General features: G+C 68.8%; 20 protein-coding genes. 5 read left to right on the top strand and 15 right to left on the bottom strand.

The annotated features are described in order from the left end of the window. Window positions 1-236 precede the first annotated feature (236 nt). The 6 genes from QCD70_RS17855 to QCD70_RS17880 form a co-directional block, all read right to left on the bottom strand. A complete protein-coding gene (locus QCD70_RS17855) occupies window positions 237-1,112 on the bottom strand; it encodes a VOC family protein (protein WP_301218797.1) in 876 nt (291 codons plus the stop codon). A gap of 66 nt (window positions 1,113-1,178) precedes the next feature. Further along, window positions 1,179-3,911, bottom strand: coding sequence for a hypothetical protein (locus QCD70_RS17860; protein ID WP_301218799.1), 2,733 nt, complete (start codon window positions 3,909-3,911; stop codon window positions 1,179-1,181). Beyond that, the gene (locus QCD70_RS17865) at window positions 3,911-4,804 is read right to left on the bottom strand and encodes a hypothetical protein (RefSeq protein ID WP_301218802.1); all 894 of its coding nucleotides are present in this window, start codon (window positions 4,802-4,804) and stop codon (window positions 3,911-3,913) included. Before QCD70_RS17865 ends, QCD70_RS17860 begins: the two co-directional genes overlap by 1 nt. Further along, complete coding sequence (locus QCD70_RS17870) at window positions 4,801-5,661, bottom strand: heme ABC transporter ATP-binding protein (RefSeq protein ID WP_301218804.1); 861 nt, start codon at window positions 5,659-5,661, stop codon at window positions 4,801-4,803. Before QCD70_RS17870 ends, QCD70_RS17865 begins: the two co-directional genes overlap by 4 nt. Next, a complete protein-coding gene (locus tag QCD70_RS17875) occupies window positions 5,661-6,641 on the bottom strand; it encodes a FecCD family ABC transporter permease (protein ID WP_301218862.1) in 981 nt (326 codons plus the stop codon). Before QCD70_RS17875 ends, QCD70_RS17870 begins: the two co-directional genes overlap by 1 nt. Before the next feature lie 127 nt (window positions 6,642-6,768). Beyond that, the gene (locus QCD70_RS17880; RefSeq protein WP_301218806.1) at window positions 6,769-7,890 is read right to left on the bottom strand and encodes a heme/hemin ABC transporter substrate-binding protein; all 1,122 of its coding nucleotides are present in this window, start codon (window positions 7,888-7,890) and stop codon (window positions 6,769-6,771) included. A gap of 222 nt (window positions 7,891-8,112) precedes the next feature. Between QCD70_RS17880 and QCD70_RS17885 the strand changes: the two genes are divergently transcribed. Both QCD70_RS17885 and QCD70_RS17890 read left to right on the top strand, forming a co-directional pair. Then, window positions 8,113-12,315: a fibronectin type III domain-containing protein gene (locus QCD70_RS17885; RefSeq protein WP_301218808.1), complete on the top strand. Its 4,203-nt coding sequence runs from the start codon at window positions 8,113-8,115 to the stop codon at window positions 12,313-12,315. Window positions 12,316-12,487: 172 nt separating this feature from the next. Further along, window positions 12,488-14,695 carry a bifunctional metallophosphatase/5'-nucleotidase gene (locus QCD70_RS17890; protein ID WP_301218810.1) on the top strand — a complete coding sequence of 736 codons (2,208 nt, stop codon included), beginning with the start codon at window positions 12,488-12,490 and terminating at the stop codon, window positions 14,693-14,695. 115 nt (window positions 14,696-14,810) lie between these two features. On the opposite strand, the gene purF is transcribed toward QCD70_RS17890, so the two are convergent. From purF to QCD70_RS17910, 4 genes are read right to left on the bottom strand one after another with little or no spacing between them, the layout of a single operon-like run. After that, on the bottom strand, window positions 14,811-16,283 hold the full coding sequence (gene purF, locus QCD70_RS17895) for an amidophosphoribosyltransferase (RefSeq protein WP_301218812.1): 1,473 nt from the start codon (window positions 16,281-16,283) through the stop codon (window positions 14,811-14,813). Between the two features lie 46 nt (window positions 16,284-16,329). Further along, a complete protein-coding gene (locus QCD70_RS17900) occupies window positions 16,330-17,274 on the bottom strand; it encodes a sucrase ferredoxin (protein WP_301218814.1) in 945 nt (314 codons plus the stop codon). Beyond that, window positions 17,271-18,530: a cupin domain-containing protein gene (locus QCD70_RS17905; protein WP_301218816.1), complete on the bottom strand. Its 1,260-nt coding sequence runs from the start codon at window positions 18,528-18,530 to the stop codon at window positions 17,271-17,273. The genes QCD70_RS17900 and QCD70_RS17905 overlap by 4 nt, the downstream gene beginning before the upstream one ends. Further along, window positions 18,530-18,787, bottom strand: a complete 258-nt coding sequence (locus tag QCD70_RS17910; RefSeq protein ID WP_301218818.1) for a BatC protein — start codon at window positions 18,785-18,787, stop codon at window positions 18,530-18,532. The genes QCD70_RS17905 and QCD70_RS17910 overlap by 1 nt, the downstream gene beginning before the upstream one ends. A 133-nt stretch (window positions 18,788-18,920) precedes the next feature. Here QCD70_RS17910 and purM point away from each other — a divergent pair, with 133 nt between their 5' ends. Next, entirely contained in the window at window positions 18,921-20,021 is a 1,101-nt protein-coding gene (gene purM, locus QCD70_RS17915; protein WP_301218820.1) for a phosphoribosylformylglycinamidine cyclo-ligase, read from the top strand. Between the two features lie 63 nt (window positions 20,022-20,084). Here purM and QCD70_RS17920 read toward each other — a convergent pair whose 3' ends face one another. After that, complete coding sequence (locus tag QCD70_RS17920) at window positions 20,085-20,795, bottom strand: hypothetical protein (RefSeq protein ID WP_301218822.1); 711 nt, start codon at window positions 20,793-20,795, stop codon at window positions 20,085-20,087. A 358-nt stretch (window positions 20,796-21,153) separates the two neighbouring features. Here QCD70_RS17920 and QCD70_RS17925 point away from each other — a divergent pair, with 358 nt between their 5' ends. Next, window positions 21,154-21,525, top strand: coding sequence for a hypothetical protein (locus QCD70_RS17925; RefSeq protein ID WP_301218824.1), 372 nt, complete (start codon window positions 21,154-21,156; stop codon window positions 21,523-21,525). Window positions 21,526-21,610: 85 nt separating this feature from the next. Here the strand turns inward: QCD70_RS17925 and QCD70_RS17930 are convergent, their stop codons facing one another. Beyond that, window positions 21,611-22,489 carry a phosphoribosylaminoimidazolesuccinocarboxamide synthase gene (locus QCD70_RS17930; RefSeq protein ID WP_301218825.1) on the bottom strand — a complete coding sequence of 293 codons (879 nt, stop codon included), beginning with the start codon at window positions 22,487-22,489 and terminating at the stop codon, window positions 21,611-21,613. Next, window positions 22,486-23,757 (bottom strand): phosphoribosylamine--glycine ligase, encoded by a 1,272-nt coding sequence (gene purD / locus QCD70_RS17935; RefSeq protein ID WP_301218827.1) that lies wholly within the window; start codon window positions 23,755-23,757, stop codon window positions 22,486-22,488. Before purD ends, QCD70_RS17930 begins: the two co-directional genes overlap by 4 nt. A gap of 516 nt (window positions 23,758-24,273) precedes the next feature. Between purD and QCD70_RS17940 the strand changes: the two genes are divergently transcribed. Next, window positions 24,274-24,639, top strand: coding sequence for a sterol carrier family protein (locus tag QCD70_RS17940; protein WP_301218829.1), 366 nt, complete (start codon window positions 24,274-24,276; stop codon window positions 24,637-24,639). Between the two features lie 35 nt (window positions 24,640-24,674). Here QCD70_RS17940 and QCD70_RS17945 read toward each other — a convergent pair whose 3' ends face one another. Then, window positions 24,675-25,079 (bottom strand): RidA family protein, encoded by a 405-nt coding sequence (locus QCD70_RS17945; RefSeq protein ID WP_301218831.1) that lies wholly within the window; start codon window positions 25,077-25,079, stop codon window positions 24,675-24,677. Window positions 25,080-25,113: 34 nt separating this feature from the next. Next, window positions 25,114-25,743, bottom strand: coding sequence for a LysE/ArgO family amino acid transporter (locus QCD70_RS17950; protein WP_301218833.1), 630 nt, complete (start codon window positions 25,741-25,743; stop codon window positions 25,114-25,116). Window positions 25,744-25,803 lie beyond the last annotated feature (60 nt).

Below are 25,803 nucleotides of genomic sequence, written 5' to 3' on the forward strand. Positions count from 1 at the left end.
TCAGGGAACGGCTCGCTCAGGGAACGGCTCGCTCAGGGAACGGCTCGCTCAGGGAACGGCTCGCTCAGGGAACGGCTGGCCTCGATACGCGCTGCTCGTTCCTCACGAGCGCTACTCGACCGGCGCAGCCCGCAGCGCTCCTCGACCGGCGCATGGGGCGTGGTGGGCCGGGGGCCCTTCGACAGGCTCAGGGAACGGACCACGTCACGACAAGCTCTAAGAACGAGGTGACGCGGCTACACCGCGGGCGCCGGCACGATCCTGATCTGGTTGTCCCACGGATCGGCGACCATGAGCGACCGTCCGTCATCGCGGGTCTGCAGTCCGTAGTGCCCGAGCCGCTCGCCGACCTGCCCGACCTCGTCAGGCGTCGGAACCACGATCTCCACGAGCCCCAGCCCGAGCGCGAGCGGTCGCCGGCCGGCCCCCTTCGACTCCCACACGTTCATCGCCATGTGGTGGTGGTAGCCGCCCGCCGAGACGAACAGCGCCGAGTCGCCGAAGGCCGTCGTCGTCTCGAAACCGAGCTTGTCGACGTAGAACTCCTTGGCCGAGGCGACATCGCCCACCGACAGGTGCACATGCCCCACGAGAGCGCCCCCGACGCGAGGATCCTCGACCAGCGCGGGGGTCACGTGCTGCTGCAGATAAGCGTTCGGGTCGAGATACACGGTGCCCATCTCGATCTGCCCATGCGCCCAGCTCCACTCGGTGCGCGCGCGGTCCCAGTAGAGCTCCACGCCGTTGCCCTCCGGGTCGGTGAAGTAGAAGGCCTTCGACACGAGGTGGTCGGCGCTTCCGGTGAACGTTCCGGGTGCGTGGCGGGCCACCGAATACAGGGCGGCAGCCAGCGCCGCCTCCGTCTCGAACAGGATGGCCGTGTGGTACAGCCCCGCCGACCGGGGCGCGGCATGCTTCAGCTCGGGCGCGTGCTGCAGGATGACGGCGGGAACGCCGCCCCGCCCGAGCACGGCCACGTCGCCCTCCTGGCTCTGCAGATCGAGCGTGACCGCGTCACGGTAGTACGCGATCATCCCGTCGAGGTCGCCGACGCGAAGGGTGACGGCTCCCATTCCGGTCTGGGCCGACAAGAGATCGCTGCGTGTGCTCATGCCCTCTACAACTACACCATCGGGCACGATATTCCTTGTAGCTACAAGTAATGTGCCACGCAGAGACTATCGAGAGCGCAGCAGATGACCGGATGCGATCAGGCCGCCCGCAGGAACCGTCACGACGAGCAGCACCCCGGCGGCGGCGAGCAGGATGACCAGCAGCAGGACGAGGGGCCCGGGATCCGAGGTGCTCCCGGCCTGCTGCTGCACGACGACGACCTGGGAGGAACCGGCCGCCTGCGCCATCGAGGCGGGAACGGCCTCGGCCACGGGCGGCAGCGACGGCGCACGCAGGGCGCGCGGAGCCGTCAGCGCCGTCTGGGCGACCGACGCGGCCGTCGACTCGGGCTGGATCGCCGATGCGGGAGGCGAGCACTCGGGGCTGTCGAAGCACACGGTCATCGGCAGCGCGGTCTTGTTCGCGTCGACGCTTCCGCCCGAGCTGTACCAGTAGGCGGCCTGGCCGGTGAGGGCCTGGAAGTCGACGAAGTCCTGGGGGAACGATCCCCATCCGGCCTCGTCGGTCTTCTGCGCCACACCGCCGGCGGGAATGCTCACCCGCACCCCGTCGTATGCCGGCGTCACCACGAAACCGGCGGCTTTCACATCCACCGAGGGCAGCGTCGCCAGCGTCACCACCGTGTCGTCGAGCGGAACCCACTTCGACATGTCGTCCATGTCCGTGCCGTAACCGCCGAGGGTGGCCGTGAGCGTGCCGACGCCGTTCGCCACGACCAGTCGCGGGTCGCTCACATAGAAGAAGGTCATGCCGCTGTAGTACGCCACGGTGAAGTCGCCATCCCACTGGATATCGGCGTTGTCGGAGCCGGGATCGACCCGCCCCACGCCCTGGCTCAGCACGACCTGATGGTTGCTGAACGTCTTCGTGGTGGGGGAGCCCAGGGGAGCCCCGGAGGGCGAGGTCTTGAGCCCGGCCCAGGTCGCGGGAGCGAACGACCCGTCGGCCTGCTGCTTCTCTATGGCGACGTTGCCCTCCGACTGCTTCCACGACGACTCGGGGAGCGTCGTGCCGTGCCCGCCGGTGTCGGCGACCTTGCCGGCCGAGAAGAAGTTGACGGTTCCGGGCGCGAAGGCGGAGTTGTTGCTCTCGTTGTTGACGCCCCAGCGGAAGGTGGCGTAGCTGACGTCGTGCAGGCCCTGCTGGTCGGGCGTGATCGAGAAGAACACCGCGGCGGGCTTCGACGCACCGTCGTCGCCGACGAACAGAAGGGAGTAATCGCCCGGCCCGAGTGCCGGAAGCGTCACCTCGGACGATGCGGTTCCACCGGCCGCGCTGAACGAGCCCAGGTAGACGGCGCCCGGGAAGAGCCAGACCTCCCCGGTGCGCGAGGGGCCGGCCCAGGGCAGCCCGAGATCGATCGTCTCGTTCGAGGCGACGGATGCCGGCAGGCCGGTCGCCGACGACGTTTCGTCGCTCGCATGGCCGGCTTTCACCGCGGCGCGGATGGCGGCGACTCCGTCGAAGGCCGGTGCCACCGACCCGAGTACGTAGGGATCGACCGTGAGTCGCGCCGCGTCGGAGACCGCGGAGCCGGCCGGGTTGGTCACCGTGGCCCGGAAGAGCGCTCCACTGTCGGAGAGGGAGACGGATGCGAGCGACAGCGTCGCGGCGCCGTCTCCGACCGGAGTCCAGGTCGCGCCCTCGTCGTCGCTGCGCTCCCACTGGTACGTGAGGGGAGCGCTGCCGCGGGCCTCGATCGCGAAGGAGGTGCCGAGGCGCGCGCTTGTTCGCGCATCCACCGGCTGGGTCTGCACTGTCGGGGCCGTGACCACGGGCACGACGGAGTCGAACGTCACCTCGATGGGCAGCGGCTTCTTGAAGCCGTCGGTGCTCAGGCCGCTCGAGTACCAGTACGACGACTGACCCGTGAGCAGCTGGTAGTCGACGTAGCTCTGCGGAAACGACCCCCAGGCCGAGCCGGAGCGCACCTGCGGCGATGCCGACTCGGGCAGCTCGACCGCCACGCCGTCATAGTCCGGAGTCGCAATCAGTCCGCTCTCGGTGACGTCGACGCCGGTGAGGGTCGCGATCGTCACCTCGCGGGTGGGCAGCTGTTCGAAGACGTCGGGGTCGTCCATGCTGGTGCCGTAGCCGCTGAGCGTTGCGGTGACGGCGCCGACACCCGCCGTGACCGAGAGGTGCGGATCGGATACGGAGAACTGGGTCATGCCGCTGTAGAACGCGACCGTGAAGGTGCCGCTCCAGGCGATGTCCGCGTCGTCCGATGCGGCGTCGAGGGTTCCGCCGCCGTTCGAGATCGCCACGCGGTGGTCGCTGAAACGGCCGCTCGTGGGGCTCGGGATCGGCTCGCCCGACGGCGTGGTCGTGAGCCCAGCCCACGCCGCCGTGGCGTAGGTGCCGTCGGCGCTCTTCTTCTGTATCGTGACGTCGCCGGAGTTCGCGGCCCACTCGGACTCGGAGATCGTGTCGGCGCCGCTCGTCTTGGGGGTCACGCCCGCAGACATGAGGTTGTAGGTTCCCGGAGCGAAGGCGCGGTTGTTCGCCTCGTTGCTGATGCCCCAGGCGAACACGGCGTCGTCGACCGTGAACGACGTGGATGCCGCGGCCGGCTCGCCGGGGATCGTGTCGGCAGCGCCGGTGTCGTCGGCGCTCGCGGGCAGTGCCCCGAACGCGAGCATCGTGCCGGCGGCGAGGCTCGCGATGGCGCCCCCCGCGACCGCACGCGCCGCGCGTCGCCGGTCATCCGCGCCCGCCGGGCGCATCCGCTGCCGGTCGTCGGGGCGCGCATCGCCCGAACGGGCGCGGATGCCCATCACTTCGCCTCCGGAGAGGCGCCGGCGCCAGCCGCCAGCAGTGCGCGCTGGCGCCTGCGTCCCGAGAGCACCGCCCACACCAGGAACGCGATCGACAGCACGACGAGCACTCCCACGCCGATGATGACACCGGTGATCAGCGGGATGAGCTGCGCGGTCGAGTCCGCGGCCGCCACCACAGCGGGCTGGGTCACGTAGCTCGTGGTGGTGGGTGCCGGGGTCGCCGCCTCGGCCGCTGCGGGCGCCTCGGCAACGGGGGCTTCCACCGCGGCCGCCGGATCCGATCCGTAGAGATCGGTGAACGTGATCGGCGTGAAGGTCTCGTTGTTCGCGTTCGGCACGCCGTGGGCGCCGATCGTGATGATGCCGCACTGCACCTGCGTGCAGTCCACCTCGGATGCCGCCCCCGAGCGGTCGAGCGAGGTGAACGTGGCCCCGGGGACCTGAAGTGTCGCCGAGAACGTGCCGTCGGCCGCCAGGATGCCTCCGTTCGCCGCGTATTCGGTCGAGCTTCCGGGGAACGACACGAACGAGGCGTAGCCCACGGGGTTCGACTCGTCGTCGGGAACGTAGCGGTAGTCGGTTCCCGTCGAGCCGCCCCGGCTGGGCTGCCAGCCGTCGCCATCCACCCAGCCGAACAACACGTAGACCCCGCCGAAGCCGTTGACGATCGACTGGAAGCCCGACCCGGTCAGCTGCAGCTCGGTGAGATATGTCGGATCGGCGACCCCCGTGAGGTCGGGTCGACCCACGACGCTGACAGACACGGATGCGCCCGCCGCCCGCGCGGGTTCGGCCGGCGCGAGCGAGGCCAGCGGCGCCGCGACGAGACCTGCCGCGATGACCGCGGTCGCGATCAGTCCGGTCGCTCGAATTCGGGAACGGAGGGTCATGAGGAGGCCTTTCGGGGGAGCGCGATGCGGGAGCGCGCGGTTGTGCGGGGAAGGGAGTCATCGTTCGCGCGGCCGACGGACATGGCCTCGCGCACGGGAAGGATGATGGTGGCCCCTGTCTCGGGGTGGGTGATGACCTCGACCGGCTGCGCGTAGACGTCGGAGATGCGCTCGACGGTGAGCACCTCGCGGGGCGAGCCCTGCGCCACGATGCGGCCCGAGCTGAGCAGCGCGATGCGGTCGGCGTATGCGGCGGCGAGGTTGAGGTCGTGCAGCACCACGATCACGGCATCGCCCGCGTGGGCGCGCTGCCGGGCGAGACGCAGCACGTCCTCCTGATGCCGCAGGTCGAGCGCGGCCGTCGGTTCGTCGAGCAGCAGGATGCCGGTGCGCTGCGCCAGCACGCGCGCGAACGCGCTGCGGGCCCTCTCGCCGCCTGACAGCGAGGGAACCTGGCGGTGCCGGAACCGCTCGATGTCGGTGAGTCGGATCGCCTCGTCGACGGCCTCCTCGTCGTCGTGGTCAAGGGGTGTGCGCTGCCACGGAGCACGGCCCATCTCGACGACCTGCTCGACCGTGAACGGGAAGAACACGCCGTTCTCCTGCAGCAGCACGGCGCGCTGCTGCGACAGCTCCTTCAGCTTCCAGTCCTCGAGGGGGCGGCCCGCGATCTCGATCGTTCCGCGCGTTCGCGCCTGGTCTCCTGTCAGGGCGGCGAGAAGTGTCGACTTGCCGGCTCCGTTGGGGCCGATGAGTGCCACGATCTCGCCCGAGGAGACCCGGATCGATGCGTCGGCGAGGATCTGCCTGCCGTCGATCTCGACCGACACGCCCCGGGCATCCACTGCGGCGCGCATCAGCCCCACCCGCCCGCGCTGCGGCGCGCGCGTCGCAGCAGCCAGAAGAAGAAGGGGCCGCCGACCAGCGAGGTGAGCATGCCGATCGGCAGGTCGGCCATGGGAACGGCGGTGCGGGCCACGAGATCGGCCGTGAGCAGCAGCAGTGCGCCGCCGAGCACGCTGGCCACGAGCAGGGGGCGGTGCGCCGGGCCGATGATCATGCGCATGAGGTGGGGGATCACGAGACCGACGAACGCGATGATGCCCGCGAACGAGACGGCGGCGGCCACCAGCAGCGCGGTCACGACGATGGCCACGATGCGCAGCCCCTCGACATTGACCCCGAGGTGCCGGGCGCTGCGCTCACCGAGCGAGAGCAGGTCGAGCCGGCGCGAGATGACGAACGCGACGACCACTCCGACGACGATGAGCGGCAGCACGATCCAGAACTGCTGCCAGCGCGATCCGTTGAGGCTGCCGAGCTGCCAGAACACGATCTGCTCGCGAGCCGCCTGATCGCCCAGAAACGTCATGAGGGCGAGGCCCGCTCCGGTGAACGCGTTGACCGCGATGCCCGTGAGCACGAGCGTCACGACCTCCGTCTTTCCCCCCGACCGGCTCATGAAGTAGACGACGAAGGTGGCCGCGAGGCCCGTGATGAAGGCGGCGACGGCGATGGTCCACTCGCCGAAGAACGCCCATCCGAACACGATCGTGGCGGATGCGCCGAGCGCGGCCCCCGAGGAGACGCCGATCACGCCGGGGTCGGCCAGCGGATTGCCGAACACGGCCTGCATCAGCAGCCCGGCGGCGGCCAGGGCTGCGCCGATCACGATGGACATGGCGACGCGGGGGAAGCGGATGGTCCAGAGCGCGCTCTCGCCGTTCGGATGCGCGGGGAGGGGCCCGAGGTCGAGCCCGATGGCGTGCATGATAGAGCCGAACACCTCGGCCGGCGACACGTAGAGCTGTCCCGTTCCCGCCGACACGAGCGCCATGGCCGTGAGGGCGATGGCGAGCCCCGCGATCAGCAGCAGCCGGCGTCGTGCGGTGACGGTGCGGGGCAGAGGATCGGCGGAGGACTCGGGGGCGTCTGTGCGCGACCGGTCGTCGACGGCGGTCACGCTACTCCGCCTCTGCCGGAGCGTAGATGGCGCGAGCGAGCGCGTCGAGAACCGCCGGGCTGCGCGGTCCGAAGCTCAGAACCTCGGTGTCGCTCATGTCGACGATGCGTCGGTGCTGGCCGGCGGGGGTCTCGGCCACGGCCGGGATGCGTTCGAGCAGGCCGTCGACGCCGTCGACGGACTCGAGGCCCTTGGTCATCATGAGGATGAGGTCGGGCGACGCGTCCACCATCGCTTCCGCCGTCATCGGTCTCATGCCCTGCCAGCCGATCTCGGCGGCCACATCGACGCCGCCGAGGCTGGTGATCAACGAATCGGTGCCCGAGCCCGTGCCGAAGATGTAGTAGATGCCCGCGTTGCCGCGCACATAGAGGAACATGATGCGCAGCTTGTCGGTCTCGTTTTTCGGGGCTATCGCTGCGATGTCGGCCACGGTCTGAGCCGTCTCGTCCTGCAGGCGGTCCGCGAGCATCCGGCCCTGTTCGGGCACGCCGAGCGCTGCGGCGACGGCCGTGACGATCTCGCCCGTGTTCTCGAGGCTTCGGGTGGGGGTCATCACCACGACGGGGATGCCGGACTCGCGCATCTGCAGCACCACGTCCCACGGCCCGATCGACGAGTCGGTGAGGATGACCGTGGGCTCGAGCGCGAGAATCGCCTCGCCGTTGAGCTCGTGGCCGTTCTGCGTGACGAGCGGCAGGTCCTTCGCCTCGTCGAAGCCGGTCGACGTGTCGCGCCCCACCACGTTGTCGCCGAGGCCGAGGCCGTAGACCGTGGCGGCGAGCGATCCGTACAGGTCGAGCGCGAGGATGCGCGAGGTGTCGGTGATCGTGACAGGAGTGCCCTGGTTGTCGGTGACGGTCACGGGCAGCTGCGAGACGACGTCGTCGGCGACCGGGTCGATGCCCGTGTCGGTCAGGCAGGCCGTGGATGCGCCGACCGTCTCGCGCGGTGTGTCATCGACGGCGAGTTCTGCCAGCGGGGTGGTCGATGCCGCGCAGGATGCCTCGCCCGATTCCGACCCGGATGCGCCGGCCGAGCATCCGGTCAGCGCGACGGCGAGCACGATCACCGACCCGAGAAGGAGTCGGGGGATGCGCCGGGAGCGTTCGGTGGAGGACATGGCAGAGCGTCATTTCGAGCGAGGGCGGAGAGAGGGGCCGGTAAGCAGTCTACGAAAGTTAATTAGGAATACCTAACCTAATTAAGGCTAAGCTAACTCCGCTCGAGAGCCACGCCTGATGGCGGGCCTCGTCGAACCTGCGCCTGTCCGCGCCGACCCGTCACGATCCCCGGAGTTGTCTTGAAAATCAGAACCTCTCGCCGCCCACTCGCGGCGATGGCCATGGCGGCTGCAGTCGCTGTCGGCCTCTCGACCTTCGCCGCGCTTCCCGCCGCGGCCGCCGACCTGACGGTGGATGACGCCGTCTTCACATGGGGCATCAGCAACGAGGCCAACAACCGCGCGTTCGCGCCCGGCACGTTCAACTTCATGAGCGCGGGCCAGGCGCCCAAGACGAGCGCCTCCGACACGATCTCCGAATCCGAGTGGTCGGCGACTTCGGGCGACGTCACGATTCAGAAGAAGCAGGCCGACGGTTCCTATGCCACCGCAACGTGGGCCGGGCTGAAGACCACCGCCTCCGGTGCAACGCTCGGTCAGCCGTCGGCCGGGACCTTCACCGGACACCGCGTCGCGATCTCGCAGGGCACGGGCACGCTTGAGCCGACCACCGACGACGCGGACATCTCGTGGAACGGATCGTTCACGGTCGCGTACTACAGCGGCATGGCCCAGTTCTACGTCTCAGACCCGCATCTCGTGGTCGATGGTGGCGTCGGAACCCTCACGGGTACCCTCAGCGGCTTCGGGACGAGCATGGACAACCCCGACCTCTTCGAGCAGCTGCCGACGCGCGAGGTCACTCTCGCGAGCCTGAGCAACGTCGATGTAACCGAGACGGGTGTTGTCGTGACCCCCGACTATGCAGGTGTCGAGGTCGCCATCGATCCGAATGCGGCGTCACCTCAGGTGCGAACCGGGGCGAACTGGGGCTCGTTCCCGCAGACCTTCGTTGACTACCAGCTGCTGACGGGCCAGTCCTCGTACTGGTACTCGTCGGGCGGCAGCACCGACGCCTTCAAGAAGCCCCTGCCGATCGAGGTCAGCTACACGGCCGAGGAGCCCCCGGTGCTGACGCCCTCCATCACGACCCAGCCCGCGGCATCCGGTATCGCCCTCGGTGAGACCGCGACCTTCACGGTCGCGGCGACCAGCCCGGCCGAGCTGAGCTACCAGTGGCAGAAGTCGACAGACGGTATCGGCTGGACCAGCATCGTCGGCGCCACGAACGCCACCTACAGCGTGGCCGGCACCTCGTCTGCCGTCGGCCAGTACCGCGTGATCGTCACCGCGAACGGTGAGTCCGTGACCTCCGAGGCTGCGGCGCTCGCCGTCACCGTGCCCACACCGACCGTCGTCGTGTCGAAGACGAGCAACCTCGATCCCGCCGGCGAGACGGTCACCGTCACCGGCTCGGGCTTCCTGCTCAACGGCGCCTCGACCCTCGGCACCCGGCCGCCCCTCAGTGGCAAGTTCACCGGCGTGTACGTGACCTTCGGCAAGTACGCCGACGTGTGGAAGCCGACCGAGAACGCCGCGACCGCGGCTCGAAGCAACTCCGACGTGAAGTGGGCCGTCTCGGCCGCCGACATCGCGACGATCGGCGGCGCATCCTCCGGTGCGATCGAGGTCAAGCCCGACGGCACCTTCGAGACCACACTCGTTCTCGCGAAGGACTACGCGGGCGCTCCGGCGACCGGGAACTACGGCGTCTACACCTACCCGGGCGGCGGCGCGAAGTATGCCGCGTTCGAGACCTACACGCCCATCACTTTCGCGACGCCCGTGGTGAGCATCCAGACCCAGCCGACCGCTGCATCCAGCGCCCAGGGCGCATCGGCGACCTTCACCGTCGCGGCCAGCGGAACCGGAATCCTGTCGTACCAGTGGCAGTCGTCGACCTCGGGTGCGGCGTTCGCCGACATCTCCGGCGCGACAGCGTCGTCGTATGAGGCGACGGGCACCACCGTCGGATCGGCCACGAGCTACCGCGTGGTCGTGACCGACGACAACGGATCGGTGACCTCGAACGCTGCAGCGCACACCATCACGGCCGCCACCCCCACGGTGACCGTGTCGAAGACGAGCGGCATCGACCCAGCAGGCGAGACCGTCACGGTGACCGGAACGGGCTTCTTCCCGAACGGCACCGCGACGAACGGCACGCGTCCCCCGCTCGCGAACGCGTTCACGGGATCGTACGTGACCTTCGGCAAGTACGCCGACGTGTGGAAGCCCACTGCGGGCGCCGCAGCTTCTGCGCGCAACAACAACGTCACCAAGTGGGCCGTGCCCGCATCGAGCATCGCCACGATCGGCGGCGCGAACGCGGGAGCGATCGAGTTGAAGGCCGACGGAACCTTCGAGACCACGATCACCGTGAAGAAGGACTACACCGGCGCTCCGGCCACGGGCAACTACGGCATCTACACCTACCCGGGTGGCGGCGCCACGTATGCGGCGTTCGAGACCTACACGCCGCTCTCCTTCGCCGCGGTGGTTCCTACCGCTCCGGCGGCGCCGACGGCGACCGCAGACGGCACCGGTGTGACCGTCGACTGGGCCGCGCCCGCCGACGGCGGATCGGCGATCACCGGCTACACGGTGGAGCTGACCTCGGGCTCGGGCGTCGTCACCTCGCAGACGGTCTCCGGCTCTACGCTGACCGCCTCGTTCGCGAACCTCGTTCGCGGTGAGAGCTACACGGCCACCGTCGTCGGCACCAACGCGGTCGGCTCGTCGACCGCATCCGCCGCATCCGCATCGGCCACGATCGCGGCGCTGGCCCCGGATGCCCCGGCAACGCCGACGGCGACCGCCGCCAGCACGACCTCTGTGTCGGTCGCCTGGGCGGCTCCAGCCGCCAACGGTTCGGCGATCACCGGCTACTCGGTCGTCGTCAGCACCGGAGGATCGGTCGTCTCCACGACCCCGATCGGTGCGGACACCACGACCGCGGTCATCACCGGACTGACCCGGGCCACGGATTACAGCGTCACGGTCACGGCCACGAACACCGTCGGCACGTCCGACGCCTCGGAGGCCGCGACGGTTCGCACGCCCGCCGAGGCTCCGGCCGAGGTCGGCACTCCCGTCGCCACGGTCGCCGGCGCCACCTCGGTGAACCTCGGCTGGACGGCCCCCGCAGACGGAGGCTCCGCAGTCACCGGCTACTCGGTGGTCGTTCTGCAGGGCGGTTCGGTCGTCAAGACCGTTCCGGCGACCGGCACCTCGGTGCTGGTCGACGGCCTGACCCCGGGCACGGAGTACACCTTCACCGTCGCCGCGACGAACGCTGAGGGAACCGGTTCGGCCTCCGCCGAATCGACCCCGGTCACGACGTTCGATGTCGCCGACGCCCCGAAGACCCCCACGGCGGTGCTTTCGGGCTCCACCGGCATCGACGTCTCGTGGGTTGCTCCCGACGAGACGGGGGGAACCCCGATCACCGGGTATACGGTCGCTCTCTCGAGCAACGGTTCTGCAGTCGGCAGCCAGACGGTCTCGGCCGACACGCTCACGGCCGCGTTCCCGGGACTCCTGCCCGGCCAGTCGTACACGGCACAGGTCACGGCGAACAACAGCGTCGGGGCGTCGGATGCATCGGCCGCATCGGCAGAGGTGACCATTCCGGCCGTCGCACCCTCGACGCCTGCCGCGCCGCAGGCATCCGTGTCGGGCACCGACGTGACCGTCACGTGGGTCGCACCCGCGACCGGCGGATCTGCGATCACCGGCTACACCGTCGCACTTTCGAGCAACGGCGAGGTGGTCGACACGATCGATGTGGCCGGAGACGCGCTCTCCACCACGTTCTCGGGGCTCGGCTACTCCGCGTCGTACTCGGCGACGGTCCTCGCGACGAATGCCGTCGGCTCGTCTGCGCTCTCCGAGCCGTCGGGCTCGGTCGTCACCGGCGGCCCCACCGCGGCGCCCGCCACGACGGTCTCGATCGATGAGCTCACCGACGACACGCGCAACGGCCTGTCCGTCGATCCGGGAACGGTGGGGCAGGACGGCACCGTGGTCGTCAGCGGACTGAAGGCCGGCGAGTGGTACTTCGTCACCGCCTTCTCCGAGCCTGTGCAGCTCGGCTGGTTCAGGGCCGACGCCGACGGAGAGATCACCGTGGCTCTGGCCGGCGTGGTTCCCGGCGATCACCACCTGGCGGTTCAGGATGTCGACGGCGGGCTGGTCGGGTGGGCTGCGGTCACCGTGACGGCGGCTCCGACGACGCCGGGCACCGACGGCGGTGCAATAGTGACGGACACCGCGGTGGCGGGCACGACGACCCCGAAGAACGGATCGTCGACTCTGCCGAACACCGGACTCGAGGTCGGCGGTTGGATCGCGCTCTCGGGAATGCTGCTGGCAGGAGGCCTCGTGCTGCTGCTCGCACGACGGAAGGCCGCCGCTCGCTCGTAGCCTCCGCATAGCGAACGCTCAGCCCGCGCACCCCCACAACTGGAGGTTGCGCGGGCTGAGCTTTTATCGTTTGTGAACAACAGATTTCGTTTCGGGGTGTTCGTTGACTGCGTCGATCGGGTCGCGTTTGCTGGGAGTCGCCCCTGAATCAATTCCTGGAGAATCACACCCCATGCAGCCATCCTCACCACGGCGGCGCCCCGTGCGCGCCGCCGCGCTTCTCGTGTCGTCCACCATCGCCCTCGTTGGGTTCGCGGCTCTTCCCGCCGCGGCCGCACCCGGAGACGTGTCGATCGACGTCTACACGATGAACGACTTCCACGGTCACCTCGAGCAGAACCTGCCGAGCGGAGAGGCCGGCGCGGCCAGCATCGCGACCGCCTTCGACACGTTCAAGACCGCGAACCCCAACAGCACCCTCGTGTCGGCCGGCGATAACATCAGCGGCTCGCCGTTCATCTCCCAGGCACAGAACGACGAGCCCACGATCAAAGCGCTGAACGACATCGGCCTGAGCGTCTCGGCCATCGGAAACCACGAGCTCGACCATGGCCGTGAGGACCTCGCAGTGCGAGTCGAGAATCTGGCCGATTTCGATCTCATCTCGGCGAACCTGTTCGACAAGGCCACGGGCGACCACGCCTTCGCCCCCTATGACATCCAGACCTTCGACGGCGTCAAGGTCGGCTTCATCGGTGCGGTCACCGAAGACCTGCCCTCTCTCGTGAGCCCGACGGGCATCGACACGCTCGCCGTGGGCGGAATCGTCGACAGCGTCAACGCTGTCGCGCAGGAGCTCACCGATGGCGTCGACGACGGCACGAACGCCGAGGCCGACGTGCTCGTCCTCCTCATCCACGAGGGCGCCGCGAGCCCGACCGCGAACATGACCGACGTCAGCACCGTCTTCGGCAAGATCGTCACCGGAACCGCGCCGTACGTCGACGCCATCGCATCCGGCCATACGCACAACCTGTATTCGCAGACCGTCACGGTCGGCGGCAAGTCGCTGCCCGTGCTGCAGACCGGAAGCTACGGGTCGAACCTGGGCCACTTCAACTTCCAGGTGAACCCCACAACGAAAGAGATCTCGTCGGCCACCGGCGAGACCATCCGGCTGGTGACGCCGGCTGTACCCGGCGGAGCTGCGGCCGCGGCGGTGTACCCGCAGGATCCGGAGGTCGCGGCGCTCGTGGCGGCGGCCAAGGTGAAGTCCAGCGAACTCGGACGCGTGTCCATCGGCACGATCGCCGCATCGTTCACGCGAGCGCTGCAGAGCGACGGCACGACGGAGAACCGCGGTGGCGAGTCCGACCTCGGGAACGAGGTCGCCGACGGCCAGCTGTGGGCGACGAGGGATCTCGGAACCCAGCTCGCGTTCATGAACCCGGGCGGACTCCGCACGAACATCGACTTCGCAGCCAACGCTTCCAACCCGGAGGACAGCGACGGCAACGTGACCTACGAGGAGGCCGCGACCGTGCAGCCTTTCGCGAACACGCTGATCACGCAGACCATCACGGGTGCACAGGTCAAGACGGTGCTCGAGCAGCAGTGGCAGACCGGCCAGACCCGTCCGTTCCTGAAGCTCGGCATCAACGCCGAGCTCACCTACACCTACGACCCTGCTGCGGCTGACGGCTCGCATGTGACGCAGATCTTCTACAACGGCGCACCCATCGCTGCGGAGGACACGTTCAAGATCGTCACGAACAGCTTCCTCGCCGCCGGCGGAGACGGGTTCCTCGAGCTCGCGAACGGCCAGGGCAAGGCCGACACCGGTCGCGTCGACCTCGACGCCTTCGTGAACTACATCGGCGCGAACGAGCCTCTGACGCCCGACTACTCGACGCGCTCCGTCGGCATCGCGAACCTGGCCGACCCGGCCGGCACGCCCGTCGACTTCGGCACCACGGAGCCCGGCACGTCGTACGAGTTCACTCTCAGCTCGCTGCTGCTGGGCGGCATCCCGACGCCCGCCACCGAGGTGCAGGTGTTCTTCGACGACGTGCAGATCGGGAGCGCCGACATCGATCCGGCGGTCGTCGACAAGTACGACGAGCAGGGCAAGGCAAACGTCGCGTTCACGCTGCCGGCGTCACTGCGAAACGGCGACCATACGATCTCGTTCCGCGTCGGAGGTGCAACTGTTCCAGCTCCGTTCCCTGTCGTCATCACGGGCGGTTTCGACGACCCGATCGTCGATCCCACTTCGCCGTCGACAGGCGCCGGCACCCCGGGCTCCGATACGCCTGCCTCGCCGGCGAAGCTGGCCGCCACGGGCCTGGATGCGACGGTTCCGCTTCTCGGGGCCGGCCTGCTTCTCGCCCTGGGCGCGCTGCTGGTCGTGCGCCGTCGCCGCGGAGCGCTGAACAGCTAGCGCGATCTGAGAACAACAGAGATCAGGCCCGGGGCGAATGCCTCGGGCCTGATCTCGTAGTGCCCTTCGACAGGCTCAGGGAACGGGTCCTTCGACGGGCTCAGGGAGCGGGGCGCTAGGAGCGCTGCGTGGCCTCGACCCAGGCGAGGTACTCGGGGCTCACGGTGCCGGTGACGTACTCGCCCGTGAAGCAGCTCATCTCGAGGTTCTTCACCTGGCTGCCCTCGAGGATGGCGCTCTCCATGTCGGAGATCTCCTGGTAGATGAGGTGGTCTGCGCCGAGCTCGCGGGCGATCTCGGGGAAGCTGCGGCCGTGGGCCACGAGCTCTTCACGCGACGGCATGTTGATGCCGTAGACGTGCGGGAAGCGCACCGGGGGAGCGGCCGAGGTGAAGGTGACCTTGTTGGCGCCGGCGGCGCGGGCCATCTCGACGATCTCCTTCGAGGTCGTGCCGCGCACGATCGAGTCGTCGACGATCAGGATGTTCTTGCCCTTGAACTCGGTCGACATGGCGTTGAGCTTCTGCCGCACGCTCTTCTTGCGCTCGGCCTGCCCGGGCATGATGAAGGTGCGGCCCACGTAGCGGTTCTTGTAGAAGCCCTCGCGGTACTCGACGCCGAGTTTCTGGGCGACCTGCATCGCGGCGGGCCTCGACGAGTCGGGAATGGGCATGACCACGTCGATGTCGCCCATCGGCGTGAGGTCGGCGATGGTCGTGGCCAGGCGGTTGCCGAGCCGGAGGCGGGCCTCGTAGACCGAGATGCCGTTCATCACGCTGTCGGGGCGGGCGAGGTAGACGTACTCGAACGAACAGGGCACGAGCACGGGGTTCTTCGCGCACTGGCGCGAGTACATCTCGCCGTTCTGCGTGATGAAGATCGCCTCGCCCGGAGCGACCTCGCGCACGACCTCGTAGCCGGAGGCCTCGAGCACGAGCGACTCGCTGGCCACGATCCACTCGTCGCGCTGCACGCCGACGAGAGCGTTCGCGTCGCTGCGCTTGCCCAGAACGAGCGGGCGGATGCCGAAGGGGTCGCGGAATGCGAGGAGCCCGTGTCCGGCGATGATCGAGATCACGGCATAGGAGCCCTCGATGCGCTCGTGCACGTTGGCGACCGCGTCGAAGACCTGGTCGGGTTCGAGGTCGAGGCCCGAGACCTGGCCCTGCAGCTCGGTGGCGAGAACGTTGAGCAGCAGCTCCGTGTCGCTCGAGGTGTTGAGGTGCCGGCGGTCGATGTGGAAGAGCTCCTGGTTGAGCTCGCGCGTGTTCGTGAGGTTGCCGTTGTGGATCAGCACGATGCCGTAGGGCGCGTTCACGTAGAACGGCTGGGCCTCCTGCTCATTGCCCGCGACGCCCTTCGTGGCGTAGCGCACGTGTCCGAGTCCCACGTTTCCGAGAAGGGAGCGCATGTCTCGTGTGCGGAACGCCTCACGGACCTGCCCCTTGGCCTTCGTGATGTGGAAGGTCGAGCCGTCGGCCGTGGCGATACCGGTCGAGTCCTGCCCGCGGTGCTGAAGCAGGAGAAGGCTGTCGTACACCTGTTGATTGACCGGACCGGACGAGACGATACCGACGATGCCGCACATACCGGGCGGACTCCAGACACTGTAGAGAAATAGGCCGTGCTCCAGTCTACGGGAGCGTCGGCGACACCTGTCCCTCGGCCAGTGGGGCGTCTGCGATCTCGACGGAGAGCAGTCGGTACTCGCGGCTGCGGCCCGGTCGGGTGGCCGAACAGGTCGACAGCAGCGGCTCCGACAGTGTTTCGGCGAGCATGACCTTGATCGTCGCGGCCGGGTATTCCAGCTCGATGCGCCAGACGCCGTCGGCGAACTGCGCCGAGGTCGGGCCGAGGATGTCGATGCGCTCGTCGTCGAGGGTGGCTCGCGCGTGGTGCTGGGCGGCCTGCACGGCGTTCGGCAGCGAGCTGCGGCCGCGGAAGAAGCGCTCGTCGACCCGGCCCTCGAGGTAGCGGGTGACCAGGCCGACCGCATCCGCCCCGTCTGCCCGGCCGTAGTAGAGGCCGTGCGGCAGAAGCACCAGGGTGCCCGCGAAGCGGTCGCCGCCGAGGTGCGAGCACTCCCACGTCTCCTGGGGAAAGGCCTCGGCGAGGGTCTTCACGACCTGCCGACCGCGCACGGCGCAGCACTGGTCGTGGCGCGCGTGGGCGCATACCGCGACGATCGGCTTGTGCGAGACGACGCCGGTCGACCCGTCGAGCGGAACGTCGAGCAGCTCTTCGGCCGTCTCGACCCATCCCCAGCGCACGCCCTCGGATCCGGGCCGGGAGTCGACGTAGGCCCAGCGGTAGCCGTCTTGCGGCGCCCGTCTGCCCGTCCTCCGTATCGCGAGCGGTCGCATGCCTGCGCCCTCGACCTTCTTCACGAGCGCCCGACCCACTTCGGCGGGCAGCGTCGATTCGAGAAAGGCGTGCTGGCCCCAGGCGCCCGAGATCTCCACGAGGAACCACTCGGTTCCGCGCGATCCCGTGCCCGGCAGCGGATCGCCGCGCTCGCGGGAACGATCGCTGCAGGGCCGCCAGTCGGGCAGCACGGCCCGAGCGCTGAGGTCGGTCACGCCTCGAGCACCAGAACACCCTCGCGCACCAGGCGGCGGCACACGACGATCGAATCCTCGTCGTCGAGCCCGGGCAGCGAGCCCACGGAGGTGGATTCGCCGAGCAGCAGGTGTTCGAGCGCGCCCAGGGTCGTGGCGGGCAGCGTGAGTGTTCGGGTGCCGGCGACGAGGCTCACGGTGTCGCCGCGAGACGTGACCGAGCCCGCAAGTCCGAGCCGCCAGCGGACAACGGATGCCGTGTCGAGTCGGGCCAGACCGGCCACGGTCGCGAGCGGCCTCACCGGCTCGGGGCGGGTGATGTTCGTGAGCCGGCGGGCGAGGGATGCCGCGGCCGCGGCGGGCGTGACCGGGTCGCTCTGGATGGCGGCCACGAGGTCGGCCAGCGTCTCGGCGAGCACGTCGGCCAACGCATCCGGGTCGCCGAGGTCGAGACCGAGCGGCAGCGACGAACGAAGGGATGCGTCGGCGCGCGTCTTCGATATCACCTGGGCCACGAGGTCGGCGCGCGTGAAGGCGCTCATGCCGATCGTGAGGTGCACGGACGTGTCGCCCAGGGCCTCGGCCGAGTGGATCCACCCCCTCGGAAGATAGAGCGCATCGCCCGGCCGAAGCACCTCGTCGATGACGGGTGCGTTCTTCGCCTCGTCGGCGACGGCCTTCGAATGCTGCGACCACGGCTGGTCGGCGAGCGGATCGGGATGAACGGGGGAGTGGATCCTCCAGCGCTTCTCGCCGGAGATCTGCAGAACGAACACGTCGTGCACGTCGTAGTGGGGGTCGAAGCCGCGCGACGACGCCGGGGTGATGTAGGCGTTGACCTGCACGGGATGCCCCAGGTCGTCGACCAGACGCGTGGTGAAGTCGATGATCGGGGGCCAGGTGCGATGCAGGCCCTGCAGAACGATGGTGGCTCCGCCCGCGAACTCGGCGAGCACCTTGTCGGAGGAGACCTGATCGGAGATCTCGGCTCCGAAACCGCCCGATGCGGTGAACCGGTCTTTCGCGAGCACCTGGCCTTCGACGGCCATGCGCATGAACGGAGTGCGGAGGCCGCGCTCCGAGACGAGCTCGTCGACGGCCTCGGCGGAGAAGAGGTCGGAGAAGTCGCTCACGAGGCTGTCGGTGCGGGAGAGCAGGGGGCGTCGGCCCCAGTAGTCGTCGGCGAACTCGTGGGCGTCGATGCTGATGCAGCGAGAAAGCGCGGGCCGGTTTCCCGACCCGCGCTCGGCCCTCGCTTCGTGAGGGCTAGGGTTCATCACGCCGATCCGTCGGCTCCGCCGTCGTGGCCGTCGGGGTTGGCTCCGCCGTCAGCGGTGCCCTCTCCCTCGTCGGCCGATCCGTCGGCTCCGCCGTCGTGGCCGTCGGGGTTCGCGCCGCCGTCTGCAGGGCCTTCGCCCGCAGAAGCCGCGCCGTCCGCGCCACCATCGTGACCGCCTACGTTGGCTCCGCCATCGGCGGGGCCTTCGCCTGCGTTATCGGTTCCTGATGTGATGTCCTCGTCGTTGATACCCATCGGTTCTCCTCCCACGGTGGATGTCTGGCCACCTTCGAGCATCACGCTACTCCCGTCGACCGACAGCGGGGGAGGGGTGGACAGATGTTGCTACGACAGTTGTATGCGGCGCAAGTAGGGAAGAATGAACGGCATGAGCAACAGCTATGCCCAGGCCGGCGTCGACACCCACGCCGGAGACCTCGCCGTCGAATTGATGAAGGCGGCCGTGTCGAACACTCATGGCCCCCAGGTCGTCGGCGGCTTCGGCGGTTTCGCCGGTCTGTTCGACGTGTCCGCGCTCAAGCAGTTCGAGCGCCCCCTGCTGGCGACATCGACCGACGGCGTCGGCACGAAGGTCGCCATCGCGCAGGCGATCGACAAGCACGACACCATCGGGCAAGACCTCGTGGGCATGGTCGTCGACGACATCATCGTCGTGGGAGCCAGGCCGCTCTTCATGACGGACTACATCGCGTGCGGAAAGGTCGTGCCCGAGCGGATCGCCGACATAGTGGCAGGGATCGCCCGGGCGTGCTCCGACACGGGAACGGCACTGGTCGGCGGCGAGACGGCCGAGCATCCGGGCCTGTTGGGCCCCGATGACTACGACGTCGCGGGTGCGGCAGTGGGCGCCGTCGAGGCCGACGCGCTCCTCGGTGCGCACCTCGTCGAAGACGGCGACGTCGTGCTCGCGCTCGAGTCGTCGGGGCTCCACTCGAACGGATTCTCGCTCGTTCGCCACATCCTCTCGTCGCGCGGCATCGACTACTCCGATACCTCTGCAGAGTTCGGCGGAGTCGTCGGCGAGGTCCTCCTCGAGCCCACTCGCCTCTACACGTCGCCGCTGCTGCGCGTGCTCGGCGAGCCTGCGCTCGCGGGCGCCGTGCACTCCCTGTCGCACGTCACCGGCGGCGGCATCGCGGCGAACCTCGCCCGCGTGCTGCCGCGAGGATCGTGGGTCGAGCTCGAACGCTCGACCTGGTCGCCGGCCCCCGTCTTCCGGGTCCTCTCCGACCTGGCCGGCTCCACTCTCGAGAGTTCCGAGGGCACGTGGAACCTCGGCATCGGAATGTTCGCCGTGGTGCGAGCGGATGCGGCTGCTGCCGTCGCTGCGGCACTGACGGCCGACGGCATCCCCACCTGGCGGGCCGGCGTCGTCGCGATCGGCACCCGGGACCTCGCCGGCTTCGAGCAGGGCGCGAAGGGCGTAGACGGCGGCGCCGTGCGTCTCACCGGCGCGTTCGCCGACTGATCGACCGCCCTCCTACAGTACGGACCTCGCAGTGCGAGGTCCGTACTGGTTAGATCACGCTCGTCAGGCGGGGCTGCCGAAGTAGGTGATCGTCTCGCTGTCGGAGTCGTTCGACGCGTCGATATCGCCTGCCGTCCCCTGGTCGAGGGTCACGATGAACTGGTAGTTCCCGTTGGAGTTGGATACCCAGGTGGTGTCGAACTCGCCCTCGATCGAGCCGCTGGCCGCAGCAACGCTCCCCGTGTAGGTGAAGACGTAGTTGGCGGGGTCTGACGTTGTGTCCACCGACCAGTTCGCGGTCGTCGCGACAATGGGGGTGATGAACGGCGACTTGGGGATTCGGGCGACGATGGGGCCGACCGCCTCCTGGTCGTCCGACAGGTTGTAGACCTGCAGCGCCAAGGTCGTGGTATCGCCGGACTGGAGGATACTCGGGCTGACGGTGATCCTGGGCGTCAGGTCGATCGTCGAGGGGATCGCGGGCGGCGCGGTCGTCGGAGGAGTCGTAGGAGGGGCCGAGGGAATCGCCGGATCCGTTACGGGCGGCGGAGTCGCCGAGGCGGGGCACGGAGTCGCGGCTTGTGCCGACGTCGTTCCGCTCGTGGCGAGGAGTCCGCCTCCCAGCACGAGCGCGACGACGAGGCCCAGGGCTGCTCCTGCCGATCGGCCTCGACGCCGGAAGGCGAGAAGAGCAATGGTTCCGATCGCGATCACCGCGGCGGCACCGCCGAGCGGACCCCAGATTTCGAGTCCTGTTTGGGCGAGACAGTTCATCATCAGTCCTTTGCTGAGAGGCACACAGTGGCCATGAGGGTCGATACCGTTCCGCTCCCCACGGCGCCATAGTTGAGACTATGTCACGATATGAATCATAAAACCAGCACGTTATAGCGAGGAGTAACGGATCGGTAACGGCGTCTTGCGCCGAGTAACGGGGCGGCGCTACCTTCGAGAAGCACGCCAAACCGGGCGTGCCTGATCAGGAAGGGAGTTGATGGCAATGGACAAGAACGATGCGATCGCGACACGCGATTCCCGCACGGTATCCCTTATCCCGGCGCTCCTCCCTTCGGTTCTCATCGACTGATCCCGAAGACGACCAGCGCCTCCACTTCTCTCGGAGGACACTCTCGTGTTTCGTTCAACAACCGGTGCCGACCTCGGCGCCGTTCTCTCCTTCTCGTCGCCCGGCCCTGAGCCGTGGGTCGACGCCCTGCACTTCCTCGCAGGTCAGGACGCCGGCACCTACCGTGACGAGTGGACCTGGCTGGCTTTCCTCGATGGCCGTCCGCTCGCTCGTGCCATCTGGTGGGGTCCGGCGTCGTCCGCCTACCCGACACGGCTCGACTGCCTTCTGGTCGACCGCAGCCTGCCGCATCCGGAGGTCTGGAGCGGGGCGCTCGTGCGTTCGGCCATCAGGGCCTTCGCCGAGGCGGGGTCGCCCCTGCTGCCCGAGGCGGCTCACGTTCCGCGTTACGCCCTGGCGTCGACGAGGCGGCTGTGACCCGAGGCGACGGATGGTGCCGGGCGACCGGCAGCATCCGTCGCTGCCGGGCACGCGCACGGTCGACGTGCGCGGCCGAGCCGGGTCAGGCCGTGAGCCGTGCCAGGAGTTCGCGGTACCGGGCCGCGGTCTGCTCGACGATGTTCTCGGGCAGGGCGGGCGGAGGGCCGGCGGACTCATCCGTCGTGTCCCAGTTTGCCGCCAGCCAGTTGCGAACGATCTGCTTGTCGAAGCTGGCGAGGCGATCGCCCGACGCGTAGGCCTCGGCATCCCAGTACCGACTGGAATCGCTTGTGAGCACCTCGTCGGCGAGGGTGATCTCGCCGGAGACGCGATCGGCGCCGAACTCGAACTTGGTGTCGGCGAGGATGACGCCGCGTGCCTCGGCGATGGCGGATGCCCGTGAATAGATCTCGAGCGAGAGGTCGCGCAGGCGCTCGGCCACCTGGGCGCCGACCAGCTCGATCGTTCGCTCGAACGTGATGTTCTCGTCGTGCTCGCCCAGCTCGGCCTTGAACGCCGGGGTGTAGATGGGCTCGGGCAGTCTGTCGCCGTTCTCGAGTCCGGCCGGCAGCGCGACGCCGCAGACCGACTGCGACTGCTGATACTCCTTCCAGCCGGAGCCGGAGAGATAGCCGCGCACGACGCACTCGATGGGGAACATGTCGAGGGGCTTCACCAGCATGGCGCGCCCCGCGACCTCGACCGGCACGTCGGCCTGGTCGCCGACCAGGTGGTTCGCTATTCCCGACAGCTGGTCGAACCACCAGAGGCTCAGGCTCGTGAGCAGCTCGCCTTTGCTCGGAATCCCCGGTTCGAGCACGTGATCGAAGGCGCTGACCCGATCGCTCGCCACGACGAGCAGCGTGTCGGCATCGTCGACGCTCACGGCGTCGGTCGGAATGTAGAGGTCGCGCACCTTGCCGCTGTAGACGTCGGTGAAGCCCTCGATCTCGATGGTCACGAGGTGGCCACCTTCGCAGCGATGTCGGTTCGGTGCTGCGAGCCTTCAAGCCCGATCAGGTCGATGGCCTCGTAGGCGCGACGCCGAGCCTCGGAGAAATCGGATGCGGTGGACACGACACTCAGCACGCGGCCCCCCGTGGCGACGAGTTCGCCGTCGCGCACGGCGGTCGCCGCGTGGGCGATATGGGTGCCGGGCACGGCCTCAGCCTCGACGAGGCCCGACAGCACGCGGCCCGTGACGGGCGTGCCCGGATAGTTCTCGCTCGCCACGACCACCGTGACCGCGACGTCGCTCGAGAAGGCGGGGCGAGGCTGGTCGACGAGCGTGCCGCTCGCCGCGGCGAACAGCAGGTCGCTCAGAGGCGTCTCGAGGCGAGGAAGAACGACCTGCGTCTCGGGATCGCCGAAGCGCGCGTTGAACTCGATGACGCGGATGCCGTCGTCGGTGAGGATCAGGCCGCAGTAGAGCAGGCCGATGAACGGCTTCTCCTCGGCCGCGAGCTGCCGGATCGTGGGAAGGGCGATCGTCTCGATGACCTCGTCGACGAAGGCCTCCTCGCTGCCGAACCGCTCGTCGAGCCAGGGGAGTGGCGAGTACGCGCCCATGCCCCCGGTGTTCGGACCCGCGTCGCCGTCGGACAGCCGCTTGTAGTCCTGCGCGGGAGACATAGGACGCACGGTGTGCCCGTCGCTGAGGAGGAACAGCGAGACCTCCTGCCCGTCGAGGAACTCCTCGATGAGCACCTCTCCGTGACCCAGCCAGTGCCTCGAGTGCTCGATCGCCTCGTCGCGGTTCTCGGTGACGAGAACCCCTTTGCCTGCCGCGAGACCGTCGGCCTTGACCACGTACGGCGCACCGAACTCGTCGAGGATGCGCTCGGCGTCGGCGAGAGTGCCGGCGCGCTCGGCACGACCGGTCGGAACGCCTGCCTCGGCCATGATGTGCTTCGCGAACGTCTTGCTGCCTTCGAGCGCAGCGGCCTCGCGACCGGGGCCGAAGACGGGGATTCCCCTGCTTCTCACTGCGTCGGCCACGCCGGCCACCAGGGGAGCCTCGGGCCCGACGACGACCAGATCGATGTCTCCGTCCTGCGCGAACTCCACCACGGCATCGGGATCGTTCGCGTCGATGCCGACGACCGGGACCACGAGGGCGATGCCCGCGTTTCCCGGCGCCGCGACGACATCGTGCTGCCCGGGCTCCGAAAGAAGCGCGGTGATGATGGCATGCTCTCGCGCGCCGGATCCGAGGACAAGAATCTTCACAGCCCACAGCTTAGCTTTCGGCTGCGTCCGTGCCCCGATCGACCGTGATCGTCTCGGGCCGCTCGCGCGCCCCGTCGGTCGTTTCGCGTCGCCCGCAACTCGTCGAAAACTTTTCTCCCGATCGACGTAATAGATGCAGACAGGTCGACTCTCTTATCTATGAAGGCGGTCGATGACACCGTCGGCGAGACAACTTCACAGAGCTTCGTACGGCGGCAGCCCATCCCCCCTCGGCCTGCCGTCGTACGAGAACACTTCGTACGGCGGCCCGATTTTCCCCCATCTCGCGCCGCCGTACGAAGCCTTTTTCGCACGGAGCACCCTTCATCCCCCCCGACTCGGTGCTCCGTGCGGAAGCACTTCGTGCGGCGGCCCGACTGTCCCCCCAAGCAGCGCCGCCGCACGAACCATGTTCGTGCGGCAGACCACTCATCCCCCCCCCGAGGCCGGTCTGCCGCACGACAACCCTGTGCTGCATGACAACCCTGTGCCGACCCGGCGTCCTACGCTGGAGTCATGGCAAAGACTCGCATCCGCCCCCTCGACGGCGAAGCGGCCATCGCCGCCGCCACTGCAGACGGGGTCGCCGCCTCCCGCGACGCGACGGCCACGGCCACGCGCTACCTCCTCCAGTGTCTGGCCGACACCGCCCAGGGAAACACGGTCGAGGTTCGGGTGCCGCCATTCGGTGCGGTGCAGTGCATCGAAGGCCCCGGCCACACCCGCGGAACCCCGCCGAACGTGGTGGAGATGGATGCCGCGACCTGGCTCGAACTGGCGACCGGCCGCCTCACGTGGGCGGCGGGGATCGCCGCCGCGCGCATCCACGCCTCCGGCCAGCGGGCGGACCTCACCGGCTACGTGCCCGTCGAGCGCCCGTAGCGTCGAGCGCACCGCGGGCGGGAAGCCCGCCGCGGTCAGTCGCGCACGGCCGCGATCGCCTCGACCTCGACCAGCTGGTCGGGATAGCCGAGCACCGTCACACCGACCAGGGTGCTGGGCGCGTCATGCTCGCCGAAGGCTGCGCGCACGACATCCCACGCGGTCACCAGATCGGGCTGCCGCGTCGTCGCGACCAGAACGCGCGTCGACAGCACGTCTCCGAGCGTGGCGCCTGCCGCGTCGAGGGCGGCGTGCAGGTTCTCGACGCACAGCCGCGCCTGAGCGGCGATGTCGCCAGGCGCGGCGACCTGACCGTGGGCATCGAGGGGACACGCGCCCGCCAGAAAGACGAGGCGTGCATCGGCCGGGGCGGTCGACGCGTAGGCGTACGGAGCGGTCGGGGCCAGCGAATCGGAACGTATGAGCGAGACGACGGTCATTCCGCCAGCCTAACGACGGTGCCGCGCGGCGAGGTCAGAACCCGACGGCCATGCGGATGCCGAGGGCCAGCATGACGACGGCGATCACGGCATCCAGAATGCGCCACGAATTCGGACGCGCGAAGAACGGGCGGAGGAGGCGGGCGCCGAAGCCGAGTGCGCTGAACCAGAGCAGGCTGCCGGTCATCGCCCCGGCGGCCCACCACCAGCGCTCGTCGGCGCCCTGTTGATTCGCCACGGATCCGAGGAAGATGATCGTGTCGAGGTAGACATGCGGATTGAGCCAGGTGAGGGCGAGGGTCGTGAGCGCCGCGGTCTTCAGTGAGATCGACCCGGTCTGCCCAGCGGGCTCGAGGGTCTGCGGTCGGAAGACCCGGCGCGCCGCCATGAGCCCGTAGACGATGAGGAATCCCGAGCCGAGGACGCGGATCACCACAAGGGCGATCGGCGCCTTCTCGATCACCACGCCGATTCCCAGAACCCCGGCCGCGATGAGCACCGCGTCGGACACTGCGCAGATCGTCACGATGACGGTGACGATCTTCAGGCGCGCCGCGATTCCGAGCCGCAGCACGTACGCGTTCTGCGCGCCGATGGCGATGATCAGGGCGAGACCCGTGCCGAGACCGAGGAGTGCGGGCAGAAGGGTCGAGTCGAGGGGCATTCCTCGACCGTACGAGCGCACGCCGGATTCGTACAGCTAATGTTTCTAACTACGGATAAG

It is taken from the genome of Agreia sp. PsM10 (assembly GCF_030433855.1).
Lineage (GTDB): Bacteria > Actinomycetota > Actinomycetes > Actinomycetales > Microbacteriaceae > Agreia.